The organism is Chitinophaga sp. (assembly GCF_039596455.1).
Classification (GTDB): Bacteria; Bacteroidota; Bacteroidia; order Chitinophagales; family Chitinophagaceae; genus Chitinophaga.
In genome coordinates this window covers 49,605-63,204 of the sequence record NZ_JBCNJR010000009.1, presented here as the reverse complement: position 1 = coordinate 63,204, position 13,600 = coordinate 49,605, and the positions used below count along the sequence as shown (strand labels likewise).

General features: G+C 56.0%; 8 protein-coding genes. 1 reads left to right on the top strand and 7 read right to left on the bottom strand.

The genetic code is table 11. The features are described 5' to 3' along the window. Positions 1-152: 152 nt before the first annotated feature. From ABDW36_RS22340 to ABDW36_RS22320, 5 genes are read right to left on the bottom strand one after another with little or no spacing between them, the layout of a single operon-like run. Positions 153-545, bottom strand: a complete 393-nt coding sequence (locus ABDW36_RS22340) for a hypothetical protein (RefSeq protein WP_343704153.1) — start codon at positions 543-545, stop codon at positions 153-155. 21 nt (positions 546-566) lie between these two features. Beyond that, the gene (locus tag ABDW36_RS22335; protein WP_343704152.1) at positions 567-2,420 is read right to left on the bottom strand and encodes a RagB/SusD family nutrient uptake outer membrane protein; all 1,854 of its coding nucleotides are present in this window, start codon (positions 2,418-2,420) and stop codon (positions 567-569) included. Between the two features lie 23 nt (positions 2,421-2,443). Continuing rightward, positions 2,444-5,527: a TonB-dependent receptor gene (locus ABDW36_RS22330; protein ID WP_343704151.1), complete on the bottom strand. Its 3,084-nt coding sequence runs from the start codon at positions 5,525-5,527 to the stop codon at positions 2,444-2,446. A 28-nt stretch (positions 5,528-5,555) separates the two neighbouring features. Next, a complete protein-coding gene (locus ABDW36_RS22325) occupies positions 5,556-7,355 on the bottom strand; it encodes a RagB/SusD family nutrient uptake outer membrane protein (protein ID WP_343704150.1) in 1,800 nt (599 codons plus the stop codon). Positions 7,356-7,368: 13 nt separating this feature from the next. Continuing rightward, positions 7,369-10,452 carry a TonB-dependent receptor gene (locus ABDW36_RS22320; RefSeq protein WP_343704149.1) on the bottom strand — a complete coding sequence of 1,028 codons (3,084 nt, stop codon included), beginning with the start codon at positions 10,450-10,452 and terminating at the stop codon, positions 7,369-7,371. A 365-nt stretch (positions 10,453-10,817) separates the two neighbouring features. Between ABDW36_RS22320 and ABDW36_RS22315 the strand changes: the two genes are divergently transcribed. After that, the gene (locus ABDW36_RS22315) at positions 10,818-11,831 is read left to right on the top strand and encodes a LacI family DNA-binding transcriptional regulator (protein ID WP_343704148.1); all 1,014 of its coding nucleotides are present in this window, start codon (positions 10,818-10,820) and stop codon (positions 11,829-11,831) included. 3 nt (positions 11,832-11,834) lie between these two features. Here ABDW36_RS22315 and ABDW36_RS22310 read toward each other — a convergent pair whose 3' ends face one another. Continuing rightward, positions 11,835-12,521, bottom strand: coding sequence for a GNAT family N-acetyltransferase (locus ABDW36_RS22310; protein WP_343704147.1), 687 nt, complete (start codon positions 12,519-12,521; stop codon positions 11,835-11,837). 39 nt (positions 12,522-12,560) lie between these two features. After that, the gene (locus tag ABDW36_RS22305) at positions 12,561-13,493 is read right to left on the bottom strand and encodes an alpha/beta hydrolase (protein ID WP_343704146.1); all 933 of its coding nucleotides are present in this window, start codon (positions 13,491-13,493) and stop codon (positions 12,561-12,563) included. Between the last annotated feature and the right edge of the window lie 107 nt (positions 13,494-13,600).

Genomic DNA, 13,600 nt, shown 5'->3' with positions numbered 1-13,600 from the left:
TAAGTGGGGGACCAGAGAGGTAATTATTTTTTATAATCGTCCCGAAATAAATCATACTTGATAGTTATGGACAAGTATAAATTTATATACTTGTCCATAACTACCCGCGTGGTTCCAGTGAAAACCAGGCCTGATGCTGCCGTTCACGTTTATCAAGGCTGCACCTTCACCGTAAACCGCCGTGTGGTGCTTTTATTATTCATATCAACCGCCGTCACTTCCACCGCCGTTTCCGCCGTAATGCCCTGCAACCGGTATTCCAGGTCAAATACATGCGGCGTGAGGCTCAGATCGTCATAGGTTTCCAGCACAGACCCGTTCCTAGACAGGCGTACCTGCTTCAATTTTGAAGGTGCGCTCACCCGCGCTTTCACCGTCCATTCACTCACGCCGCTGCCAAGGGTAATGCTTACGAAGTCCGCATTCTCTACCTTGCTCTTCTCGTAAAACAATATTTCCGGCGCAAACTTGTCATAAAAATCATCTTTTTTACAACTGCTGAACGTGAGGAGCGCCAGTATAAAAAATAACCATCTTCCTTTCATAGTTCCATCTTTTTTAAAGCATTACCAGCCGGGGTTTTGCTGCATGTTAGGATTGTTGTTCACTTCAGACTGCGGCAGGGGCAGCAGGTTGTTCCTGGGCTCAAACACCCTTCTCTCCCACACCTTGATGGTGTATTCAAAGCTGCCGTTGGCTTTCTTCAGCACGTCATGCTCATACACTACCCGCTGCGTGTGCTCCCCTATCAGCCAGCGGCGCACGTCAAAGAAGCGGTGCTCTTCAAAGGCCAGCTCAATTCTTCGTTCATTACGGATGAACTTGCGCATGTGCTGCTGGTTGTTCACGTCCCAACCGTTGCGGGTAAAGGTGGTGGGCACATCCGGCATATCTGCGCGGAGGCGTATTTTGTTCAGCTCCGGGATAATGGCCGCGCGGGAAGCCCCGTCAGGCAAAAACTCGTTCATGGCTTCCGCGTAGCTGAGCAGCATTTCCACATAACGGTACAGCGGGAAGTTATGGTTGGTTTGCCCCGTTACGCCGTTGCTGAGGGAGATGTTCTTCGGGTCCATGAACTTGCGCAGGAAAAGACCGGTATGCCCGTAGCCGGTGAGGTATTCCGCGCCCAGGGAACCATCTTCGCCACGCCAGGTGTTGAAAGTAGCGCCGCCAAACCGCGCGCCGTTATACCAGAGGGAATGATAGAACCGGGAGTCCCGGTTGTCATACGGCTTCTGCGGATCAAAATTGGAGGCGGGGTTTACGAGGAACTGGCCCTGGGCGTCCAGCAGCGGCATGCCGTACTCGTTGGTCTGGTAAACGGGTATGCCCTCTTTATTCTCGAAGCAGGCGGCATAGTTGTAGGTAGGCAGCGTGTAGGAGGCGTCTCCCGCTTTCTGCATGGCGCCGGGCAGCTGCCATTTGTCCAGCTCATTGGTCATGCCTTTTTTGCCGTACGCCAGCATCATTTCTGTGTTCACGCGGGTGATGAACACGTTGTACCAGCCCATGGCCTTGTAGGAGCCGGGATAGGTAACGCCGTTGCCGAAATAGTTGTTCGCTTCCGTTTTCACCACCAGGCTGTAGACCGGCGCGCCGTTCTCATCCGTATGGTTGATCACGTTCAGGGCCGCATCTGCCGCTTCTTTCCAGCGGTTTGCATCGTACCCGCCCCAAGACCAGGGGCTCACAGGGCCCGCACCGGTGCTGTTGAACAGCGGGCTGGCCAGGTGCAGCAGCAGCCTTGCTTTAATGGCTTTGGCCACGCCGCTGGTAATACGCATGTAGTCTACCCCTGTTTGTTTTGCAGGCAAATGCGCCGCGGCCAGGTCACACTCCGCTGTAATAAAATCTTTCACTTCCTGCAAACCCGCGCGGGCGGAATACAGTTCGGGAGAATCCCGCTCCAGCACTTTGGTGATAATGGGCACGCCACCGTACCAACGTACCAGCTCCGCATAGAAGTAAGCCCGCAGGCATACGGCTTCGTACTTCATACGTTCCTTCACCTCCTCCGAGCTCATGTATTGTTCCGGGTCAGTAGGCGCATTGTCTATTTTACTGAGGAAGAGGTTGCAGGCGCGGATGGCGGCATAGTAGTTGGCCCAGCGCTTGAACTTGTCCGGCAGGCTGGTGGGATTGTAGGCGCCCACATGCACGTTGTTCACCCAGCCCCACCATGGGCGGGACTCTCCATCGTCCGTAGCCGCGTCCAGGTACACCTGCTCGTCCCAGCCGTAAGGGATGCGGCGGTAGATGTCTGTCAGAAACTCCTTGGTATATTTTGCGTTGGAAAATACTCTTTCCTCATTCAGCTCGCCAGACTCTGCCTTGTCAAGCAGGCCGGCGCCGTCTTTGGTGCAGGCGGCCAGCAGGGAGCCGCACAGCAGCATCACCAGTATATGTTTGAATTGTTTCATGGTCTTTTTCATTTTAGTCAGCATTACAGCGATATTCTTACACCAAAATTCCACGTGCGCAGCTGCGGGTAAGAGTTCCCGGTTTCGCTGGCCGCCTCGGGGTCCCAGTTCATCATCTTGTCCCAGGTAAGCAGGTTGGTGCCGTTCACAAAAACGCGGGCGCTGCTCAGCTTGATGGAAGACAACATGGCTTTGGACAGGTTGTAGCCTATTTCCACGTTCTTCAGGCGGATGTAGTTGCGGGAAAACAGCCAGCGGGTAGACTTGCGGTGGTTGTTGGTATTTTCGCTGGGGTGCAGCCGCGGGTAAGTGGCCGTTTCCCAGGTGGAGGGATCGTTCGGGTTGTAACGGCCCAGGTGGTGTTTCATCACCTTGCCCATGGCAAAAAACTCCCACACGGCATCTTCCTTGTAATACATATCCGCCCCGCCGGCGCCCTGCAGCAGTATGCTGATATCAAAGCCTTTGTAGCTGGCGCCCAGCGTAATGCCGTAGATGTACTCCGGTACGGTGCCTTTGCCGATGGCGCCTACATCGTAGCTGTCAATAATCCCGTCTCCGTTCAGGTCTTTGTACCGCGCGTCACCGGGGTATACCACGCCGAAAGACGGAATGGGCATGCCTTTTTTCAGCACGGGAAAACCGCCTTCCAGCAGCAGCTCGCCGTTGGCATCCATCTCAAAATCATTGCGGGAGTAGAGGCCGATGTCTGTCAAACCGAAGTGCTGGCCTATCTGCTTGCCTTCTATCTTCTGCCATTCGTACCGTTTGCCTTCTTCGTCTATGCGCTCGATCACGTTACGGGCAAAGGTGAAATTGCCTTTGATGAAATAGTTCAGCTGCCCCACCTTGTCATTGAACCCCAGCTCAAAATCGATCCCCTTGTTGGTAACGCGGCCGATGTTTTCCGGTGGAAGGCCCTGCCCGTCTTTACGGGTGCTGCCCTGCGGGTTGTTCATGCCGTAGAGCAGGGGCACGGAATAAGGTATGGCCAGGATGTCACGCCGTTTTTCATAGAACACGTCTACCGTGGCGGATATTTTGCTGGTCAGCATTTTGGCGTCAAACCCGATGTTGGATTTTTGGGCCCGTTCCCAGGTTACGAATGCATTGCCAGGCTGCCCTTCAATGAGGCCGCGCTCCGAGTAGGAGTTTTCTCCCCACACGTATTTCCAGCCGTCTTCATCCGGCGCGTAGAGGTAGCGCTGTTCATAGAGGTAGTTGAAGTTGCCGATCTTGTCGTTCCCGATCTCTCCATAAGAGCCCCGCAGCTTGAAGTAGTTCACAAACCGGATATTGTTCTTCCAGAAAGCTTCTTCAGAAGGCACCCAGCCCAGGGATACGGCGGGGAAAAAGCCGAAGCGGCGGCTGGCGTCAAACTGCATGGAGCCGTTGTAGCCCGCGTTCACTTCAAACAGGTATTTGTTCCGGAAGGCGTAGGTAGCACGGCCCACCCAGCCCAGGTACCCCGTAGGTATTTTACCTTCATCGTAATACTGGCTTTGCTGGTAGAGCACCATGCCGGTAACGGCGTGGTCATTAAAGGTGCGGTTGTAGTTCAGTGCGGCTTCAAAAGACATCCTGCGCCGCCCCGGCCCTTTGCCGGTAGAAATGCTCAGCTCCGTGGGAGACTTGTTGAGAATATATTGCCCGAAGCGGGTGTACTCCCACAGCTCCGGTTTCTCCACAATATCCCGCCGTGATTCGTAGTTGCTGTTAAAACCCGCCAGGGCGCGGAAAGAGAGCCCATTCAGTATTTTATGGAGGTCTTGTTTCACGGTGAAGGCGCCTTCCAGCACGTTGGTATTGCGCTGGCGGTTGCCGAACTGTGACAGCAGGGCGTAGGGCGAAAGGCGGCTTTCGTCCGAGCGGCCGCCCAGGCTGCCGTCAGGGTTCACATAGGCCTGCCAGTTAGGCGGCAGCCTGCGCAGCTTGTCAAAAAGGTCTTCCCCGAAATTGGGCTGCTTCCGCACTTCGAAGCGGCCGGTAAGGTCTACCCCTACTTTGAGGGAAGGCGTTACCGTAAAGTCGAGGTTGGAGCGGAAGCTGTAGCGTTCAAAGTTGGAATTGGTTTCATAGCGGGCATTGGGAATTTCGCGGTAGAGCCCTTCCTGGTGCAGGTGGTTGGCCGATATAAAATACGCCAGCACCTCATTGCCGCCGCGCACGTTCACATTGGTCATTTGCTGCCAGGAGGAGCTGCGCACAAAATCCTTGTAATAGTCATTGTCAGGATGCGTGTACGGTGAATTGCCCAGACGGTAATGCTCCAGGTCGCTGGCGGAATATTCCGCCGGTTTGCCTTCATTGGTGAGCGCTTCGTTGGTGAGCATGGCAAAATCATAAGAGCCCAGGTATTGCGGCGTGCGGATGGGCTGCTGCACGGCGGCCTGTGTAGAGACGCTGAGCACCGGGCGCCCTTTCACCCCGCGTTTGGTGGTGATGAGTATTACGCCGTTGGCGCCGCGTACACCGTATACCGCCGTGGCGGAAGCGTCTTTCAGCACGGAAAAGGTCTCAATGTCTGCCGGGTCTATCTGCCTCCACTCCCGCTCCAGCCCGTCTACCAGCACCAGCGGGGCCGTGGTGTTGGTGGTGGCCATGCCGCGGATGAATATCTCCGCATTGTCTGCCCCCGGCTTGCCCGCGCCCATGATGGTCACTACGCCAGATACGCGGCCGGCAATGGCGTTGGTAAGGTTGGGCGTGGAAGACTGCTGCAGCTCTTCCGCTTTTACCTGGGAAATAGCGCCTACCACGCTGGCCTTTTTCTGCGTGCCGTAGCCTACTACCACCACATCTCCCAGGCTTGTTGCGTCCGGGCGCATGCGGACGGTGACGCTGGCACGGTTACCCACTGCTACCTCCTGCGCTACATAACCGATGTAGGAGATCACCAGCACGCTGTTGGCGCCGGCTACCGTCAGGGTAAATTCTCCTTGGGGGTCAGTAATGGCGCGGTTGCTGGTGCCTTTCTCCACAATGTTGGCGCCTATGAGCAGCTCACCATCCTGGTCAACTACCTTGCCCGCCACCTGCCTGCCCTGTGCCCACAGCTGGGGAAGGTGCATAAAAAGCAGTATGATGATGGATATAATTTTTTTCATCCTTGAAAAATTTAAAGGTTAAGCCCTGTTACCAGCCGGGGTTTTGCTGCATGTTCTGGTTCCTGTTCACCTCCGTTTGCGGGATGGGGAAAAAGTAGTGTTTCGGTTCAAACACCTTGTTTTCCACCACCACGTTGGGGTTGTAGGTGAAGGAGCCGTTGCTTTCTCTGGTGATGGTGCAGCCGCGGATAAACTTCGGCAGCTGCTCTATGATCATCCAGCGGCGCACGTCGTAGTAGCGGTGATCTTCAAAGGCCAGCTCAATACGGCGCTCGTTGCGGATCAGCTCCCGGAGCGAAGCCTGGTCCAGCGGCTGGCCCCTGCGGGCAAGGGTGGTTTGCACATCAGGCATGCCCACGCGTGCGCGGATGAGGTTGATGGCCGCCACCGGGCTGAGGGCGTTTACCGCTCCGGGTACCACGTAGGCGGGGCCGCCTGCTTCATTGCCCGCTTCGGCCAGGTTCAGCAATACTTCCGCATACCGGAAATACGGCCAGTTATGGTAGGCGGAGCCGGTGCCCTGCGCGGGGTTTACGTTGGCGTAGTCCATAAACTTCATGAGGTAATAGGACGTTTCCGTTTTGGCGAGGCCCTGCGCATTTTCGCCGCCGGTGTAGGTCTGGAAGGTGTAATTGGTTTTATTGGCAAACTTGGCATACTTGGCGCCGTTGTAAATGATGCTGGCGTAAAACCGCGGGTCTCGCTTCTGGTAAGGGTTAGCGGCCTGCGTGGCATTATTCCAGCTGAAGAGGGTGCCGTCTTCCATCTCGTAGGCATCTACCAGGTCTTGCGAAGGACAGGTGCCGCCTTTGGCGTTGGTAAAGCCGGCGGGGAAGTTATCGTTCTCCGTATCGCGGTTGGGCGTTCTCAGGCGGGCAAAAATATACTCCCGGTTGCTGTTGCCGGCGCCCCAGGCGTTAAACAGCTCCTGGTAATTGCGCTGCCCGGTGGTGCTGGGTTTGTAGAGCTGGTACCAGCCCAGGTCTACCACGGCCTGCGCCGCTTTGGCGGCCAGCTGCCAGCGGGTGGCGTCTTCATGGCCGTAGGAGGTCAGACTGTCAGGCCCCGCCTGGTTGTATAAGGGGCTGGCGGCGTAGAGCAGCACGCGCGCTTTCAGCGCCATGCAGCTGCCACGGTCTGCACGGCCTACTTCAGAAGGCGCGGTGTAGGGCTCCTCCGGCAGCAGGGCGTACGCCTCATCACAGGAGCGCACAATAAAATCTACCACGGTGCGCACGGCGTTGCGGGGCTGCCGCACATCGTCAGACGCTTCAAAAGATTTATCTACCACCGGAATGCCACCCCACTTCTGGAACAGGAACCAATGGTGCATGGCGCGGATGAAGAGGGCCTCCCCCTTGATGCGGTCCCGGAAGCGCTGGGTAGTATTAGCAGGCAGCAGGTGCACATTTTTAAGGGCGGTGTTGGCCTTGCGGTTACCATGATAGCCGCCCCATTTCAGCCAGGAGCCTATCTCCCCCGCCCCGTCGCTGGCGCGGTAGTAGCGCATGTTGGAAGGGTTCCAGTTGCCTGCGCTCATGCGCTGTGCGGCGGAAGGGGCCGTTTTGTTGGTAGACACGTGCATGGCCTCATCCGATGCGGAGGCCAGCATGGCGTTGCCGTCCAGCCAGTTGAAGCTGCCGGCCACGTCTGCCGGCATATCTGTATAGGCGTTATTGATAAAATATTCTGCCCGGGCGGAATCGGTAAATACGTCTTCCGCAGACTTGAACTCCACCGGCACTACAAACAGCGGCTTCCTGCAGGCAGGCAATGCCGCCGCGGCCATGGAGCAGATAACAACCAGTTTTTTCACAGTATTTTTCATGACAGGTAATCTTTTAGAATGTTACTTGCAGCCCCCCGTTAATGATGCGCTGAATGGGGTATACCACGTAGTGGCTGGAGCGCGCCTCCAGGTCCATCAGGTCTGTAGAAGACCAGGTATGCAGGTTATAACCGTTCACATACACTCTTATTTTCTGCATCTTCCAGCGGGCCATGAGGCTTTGCGGCAGGGAGTACCCTATTTCGGCAGACCGCAGCCGCACCATGGCGCCGTTTTTCAGCCAGTAGGTGGAAGTGCGCTGGTTATTGGCCTTGTTGGAAAGAGACAGGCGCGGGTAGGTGGCGCCGTCCCAGCTGGCGGGATCATTGGGATTGAAGCGGCCCAGGTGGTGCTCCCGTACCGTGCCGTTGTCATGGAACTCCCAGATGGCCTCACCGGTCATGTTCTGCAGGGTGCCCTGCTGGCCGGTGATCAGCACGCTGAGGTCAAACCCCTTGTATTGCAGCCCCAGCCCGGCGCCGTACTGCAGTTTGGGCATGCCGCCCTCTCCCAGGTATACCTGGTCATACGCGTCTATCACGCCATCCCCGTTCTGGTCTTTGTATTTGATGTCTCCGGGTTTCACTACGCCGAAGGTCTGCGCGGGACTGGCGTCTATCTCCGCCTGGTCACGGAACAAGCCCAGCGCTTCCAGGCCAAAAATGGCATCCAGCGAGCGGCCGGTGCGGGCCTGGTACTCAAAGCGCTGCTTTTCCTCTCCCCTGTCAAGCACCCTGTTCTGTGCACGGGTAATGGTGCCGTTGATGGAGAACTGCAGCTGCCCTATCCGGTCTGTATAGCCCAGCGCCGCATCAAAGCCCTTGTTTTCCACTACGCCAATGGGAAAGTCCGGAAAGCGGATGCCCATGATGTTGGGCAGCGCCGGTTGTATCATAATATCCCGGTCCCTTTCATGGAAATAATCAAAGGAAAGGGTGAGCTTGTTTTGCAGCAGGGCGGCGTCTATGCCGTAGTTGCTCTTCTTCACTTTTTCCCAGGTCACATTGTTGAGGGCAAAGGCAGACTCGTTCCAGCCGGTGTAGCTTTGAGAGGTCCAGCCGAAGTTCATGGTGCCGGACTGCGCATATTTCTGGTACCAGATGAAATAGCCGCCCAGGTCGTCATTCCCCGCTATACCTTGTGAAGCGCGCAGTTTGAGGAAGCTGATCCATTTTTTGTTTTTCAGGAAGCTCTCTTCCGTCAGCACCCAGCCTACAGACACGGCCGGGAAGAACCCGAACTTGCTCCCTTCCACCAGCTGCTCGGAGCCCTGGTAGCCGAAGTTGAACTCCGCCAGGTAACGCCGGTGATAAGCATAGGCTACCCGGCCGCTGCCGCCCAGGTAAGCGCGGTCTACGTTGCCATTGTTCTCGTCCGAGAGAATGCGCTGCATGATGCCTACATAGGCCGTTACGCTGTGGCGGCCGAAATCACGCGCATAATCCAGCGAAGCGTCTGTGTTGAATACGCGCTGCGTGGCGGGGTATTCCACACCGGACGCCATCTGTGTATTGGAGCCCGTTTCCACGTAGCGGATGCTGCCATCCGGCTTGTACGCTACGGTACCGTTGGGCTGGCGCAGATCATACACCTTGAATTGTTTGCTGCGGTTGGTATTCTGATCGTACCAGCTGTCAAAGGCCACGCTCCCCCTGATGGAAAGGCCTTTGGTAATGAAGTCCAGCTCATGTTTTGCCCGCAGTGTGGCATACATGCTGCGCACGTAATAAAGGGAGTAGCCCTGGTTATTGAGCAGGCCGTAGGGATTGTCTTTATAATCTTTGGTGCCGCCCAGCAGCCCGTCTGGCGTAAACACGGGAAAGGCGTTGGGCGGCGTTTTATAGAGGGAGCGGAACACGCGCAGCGAAGCGTCCGTCCGGGAACCGGGATAGGTGCGCTGCTCCTGCCTGCCCGCAATATCCAGCGTAACGGAGAAACGTTTGTTCACGGTAATGTCTACGTTGGAGCGCAGCGTGATCATGTTGAAATTGGCGTTGGTATTATAGGTATTGGCATTTTTATCCACCTTGTACAGGCCGCTGTTGTTGGTATAGCCGGCAGAAATAAAATACCGGGCGTTCTTGTTGCCGCCGTCTATGCTGAGGCTGTAGCGTTGCTGCCAGGTGGAGCGGTTCACGTACTGATCGTACCAGTTAATGTCCGGGTAGAGGTAACGGTCCAGCTCGCTTTCATAAATGCCCTGTGCCGCTTTTGCATATTTGTCGATGTCTGCCGCAGTGTAGCGGGGCGCACCGCCGTCGTTGGTGAGCGCTTCATTGTATAGCGTGGCGTAGTTGTAAGAGTTGAGCAGCCTGGGTTGCGTGGTAGGCGATTTAATGCCGGCGCGCGCGTTGAGGGAGACTTTTATCTTCCCTTCCTGCCCGCGCCTGGTGGTAACGAGTATAATACCGTTGCCGCCCCGCAGGCCATAGAGGGCTGTGGCCGCCGCATCTTTCAGCAGGGTAACGGATTCTATTTCGTTCGGGTCCAGCAGGTCCATGCTTCTTTCAAACCCGTCTACCATCACCACCGGTGAGTTGGTACGGAAGGTACGCCTGCCGCGCAGCAGCATGGAAGCGCCTTCATCTCCCGGCTCGCCGTTGTCTTGCATCACAAACAGCCCCGGCAGCATGCCCTGCAGCCTGTTGCGGTTATTGATAATGGGCACATTGTCAACCACGGGGCCGTAAATCTGCGCAAAGGCGCCGGTAGCATTGTGTTTGGCCTGGCGGCCGTTGAACACGTACAGGCTGTCCGAGCTGCCGGCCATGTTAGCTTCCAGCGTTACCGCCAGCGCCGTGCGGCCCGCCACGGGCACTTCTTTGGCCGCAAAACGCTCGTGCGTGAAAATGAGAATGGCGGCGGCTTCCGCGGCAATAGAAAAACTACCGTCATCCGCCGTGAACGTGGTGGCCTTACCGCCTTTCAACTGCACCTGCGCTCCCCGCACGGCAGTGCCGCCGGGGGCCGTCACCTTGCCGGTAACCGTGGCTGGCCCGCCGCTGCTGCCCCTTGCCGGGAAAGAGATCAGCCAGATGCATAAACAGGCCGTCCAAAACGGCAGTTGTACCATACTGGTTAGTTGGAAATGTTTCATACGTAGGAATTTCAGCGATTTTTAAAGTGACGAATAGAACGCGCATAACAATCCCGGCCGTGCACGGGCAAGGCATAGGAATGGCATACAGCTCCCCCTTCAGGGAACAGCTTTACCAGGTATTCAGGTTATGCCAAGGGTAGCCGGTTTGGTGGCGATCTGTTTCATTCAATTTTGGTTTTTTGTGGCGTGAATAGTTTACGTGGAATAACTTTCTGGCCGCTACATGATACAAAGAACGCCGCTTTTGCCAGTTTTAGATCATTTATTTACGGAAACGTTTCCGTGAAAAGGGGCATTTATTGTTGGAAGTAAACCGTATTATTCATACATTTTAAAGTGCACAGCGAGTTGAGACCTATCCAATGAGTAAGATCAATATCAAAGACCTGGCCAGGCAATTGAACCTATCCATATCTACCGTATCCCGCGCTTTGAGAGACAGCTATGAAATAAGCGCGGAAACCAAGGAAAAGGTTTTTGCGCTGGCCAAAGCGCTAAATTACCAGCCGAACCCCAATGCAAGCGGTTTACGGGCGCAAAAGACCAAAACCATTGCAGTGGTGATCCCGGAAATGGTGAACGATTTCTTTTCCCTTGTAATTGGCGGTATTGAAAAAGTAACCCATCAGAAAGGCTATCACATCCTGATGTATTTTACGCATGGAGACCATGAGCTGGAAGTATCTTTCATCAACATGCTCTCCAACGGAAGAGTAGACGGCGTGCTGCTGTCCGTATCAGGGGAAAACAACCAGAACAGCCATATTGAAGAGCTGAACAGGAACGGGGTGCCCCTCGTTTTTTTTGACCGGGTATGTGAAACGGCAGACAATGTGAAAGTGACCTCAGACAATTATGAAAGCAGCATTACCGCCACCCGCCACCTGATCAACGCCGGCTGCAAAAAGATAGCCTACCTGCAGCTGCCCAAAAACATTTCCATCGGTAAAAAAAGGATGCAGGGCTACCTGGACGCGCTGAGCCGCTACGCCCCGCAGCAAACGCCGCTGGTGGTGGAGTGCGCCAGTGATTATGACGATGCTTTTATGACCATTAAAAAAATGCTGACGGCCCACCGGCCGGATGGTGTTTTTGCCTCCGTAGAAAAGCTGGCGGTGATCTGTTACCGCGTATGTGAAAAGGTCCAGCTCACCATTCCGGACCAGGTGAAGGTGATCAGCTTTTCCAACCTGCAAACAGCCTCCCTGCTCAACCCTTCACTCACTACCATTACCCAGCCGGCTTTCGACATTGGTGAAACGGCGGCGCGGGAACTGTTTAAACAGATAGACGGCAAGCATAAAAAGGAACGGCGGGAAAACGTGATCCTGAAATCTTTGCTGATCGAAAGGAAGTCTACAGCGGTGCGCAGCTAGATGCTACGCCTTTACCCTTACCCTGTAAAAGCTGATCACCCGCCGCTGTACAAAGCCCATGTGCTCATACAGCCTGATGGCGCGGTCATTGGTGAGCGCTACGTGCAGGAAGGAAGTGATCCCTTTCTCCGCATGCCTATTGCAAAGCGCTGTGATCAGCCGCTGTGCGTAGCCGCGGCCGGTATGCTGGGGGTGGGTGCAGATGGCGCTCAGCTCGCTGAAGCCGGTCATGCGCATGCGCTCCCCTGCCATGGCCACCAGTTCTCCCTCCTGTTTGATGCCGAAGTAAGTGCCCAGCAAACGGGTATCCATGTTATAGTAGCCGGGTTGCACCAGGTTGATGAGCTGGTACATCACTTCCGCATCCTCCGGCCCCAGCAGCACAATGCCGGCGTCTGTCTCCTGCTGCCGCGGCGGCTGCTGCAGCAGCATCTGGGCGCAGGGCAGCTCATGCTCCACCGTCCAGTGCGGCGGCAAGGCAGGCGGCAGCGCTCCGATGATATAAAAATTCTCCCCGCCGGCCATCCAGGGCGCCAGTTCGCTGATGCCCTCTTCCTGCGGCTGGCGGCAGGCCGTAAAGGGCAGTACGCCCGGCCGGTACCTTTTGGCGCGGGCAGTGCCCATGGCAAAGTCCGCATGCTCCGTGGTGAGCGCGCTCCAGGCCGGGTTATCCAGCAAAAATTCGTTCATACGGGCAAGTTACTGCATAATTCGTTGATGCCGGGCAACTCACAGCCAACCCGCCTGTTTCATCCAGAACACACAGCGGCCGAACCATTCCTCAAAAGCCGGCTCTTTTATAAAACCGTGTTCCCCGCGCTGGTAAATGTGTAAAGACGCCGGTACGCCATGCGCCCTTAACTGCCGGTAGAAAGAAAGGCTGTTCTCTTCGGGTACCACAGAATCGTCTCCGGCATGTACCAGGAAGGCCGGCGGTGTTTTGTCCGTTACCTGCAGCTCATTGGAGAACCAGCGCACCTGCGCCGCATCCGGAGAAGGCCCCAGCAGGTTCTTGCGGGAGCCCTTGTGGCCAATGCTGTCTGAAAAGCTGATCACCGGGTTGATAAGCAGCATAAAGCTGGGCCGCAGGTCAATGCCTTGATGATTGAAATGGGTGCCCGCCGTAGCAGCCAGGTGGCCGCCTGCGGAGAAGCCCATAATACCTGTTTTGCCGGTATCTACGCCCCACTCCACCGCGTGCTGCCTTACCAGCCTGATAGCCTGCTGCGCGTCTTGCAGCGGGGCCATGGCAGGGTTGCGCATAGCCGCCGGCTGGGGCAGGCGGTACTTGAGCACAAAAGCGGCCACGCCCAGCCGGTTAAATGCACGCGCCACATCCCTGCCTTCCCGGCTCATCAGCAGCGTACCGTACCCGCCGCCGGGGCAGATGATCACGGCGGTACCGGTGGCCTTGTTCTTTTCAGGGAGGAATATTTCAAGCGCAGGCCGGGTAACCATGGTTACCAGCACGCCCATCACCGCATCTGTACGGGTTTTCTCCTGCACCTGTGCGGCCGGCAGCATGTCTGGCGCCGGGCCGTTGTACAAAGGAATAACCTGCTGCCCCTGCAGCGCCGGGCCTGCAAGCAGCAGGGTCAGCAAAATGAAATATCCGCGTATATACATCCTGGAAATATTGATCAGGGGCAGAAGATACGGCAAGACCGCATTTATACAAAATACCACGTACTTTGTAAGAGCGCCCCGGAAAAAAGTTTACGGGCAATGTCCAATCCGGCCATGGGCGTTTGTTATTGGGTTATAACATC

Coding starts and splice junctions, on each gene's coding strand:
- ABDW36_RS22340 (WP_343704153.1), bottom strand. CDS start 545: ATGAAAGGAAGATGGTTATTTTTTATACTGGCGCTCCTCACGTTCAGC.
- ABDW36_RS22320 (WP_343704149.1), bottom strand. CDS start 10,452: ATGAAACATTTCCAACTAACCAGTATGGTACAACTGCCGTTTTGGACG.
- ABDW36_RS22330 (WP_343704151.1), bottom strand. CDS start 5,527: ATGAAAAAAATTATATCCATCATCATACTGCTTTTTATGCACCTTCCC.
- ABDW36_RS22315 (WP_343704148.1), top strand. CDS start 10,818: ATGAGTAAGATCAATATCAAAGACCTGGCCAGGCAATTGAACCTATCC.
- ABDW36_RS22310 (WP_343704147.1), bottom strand. CDS start 12,521: ATGAACGAATTTTTGCTGGATAACCCGGCCTGGAGCGCGCTCACCACG.
- ABDW36_RS22335 (WP_343704152.1), bottom strand. CDS start 2,420: ATGAAACAATTCAAACATATACTGGTGATGCTGCTGTGCGGCTCCCTG.
- ABDW36_RS22325 (WP_343704150.1), bottom strand. CDS start 7,355: ATGAAAAATACTGTGAAAAAACTGGTTGTTATCTGCTCCATGGCCGCG.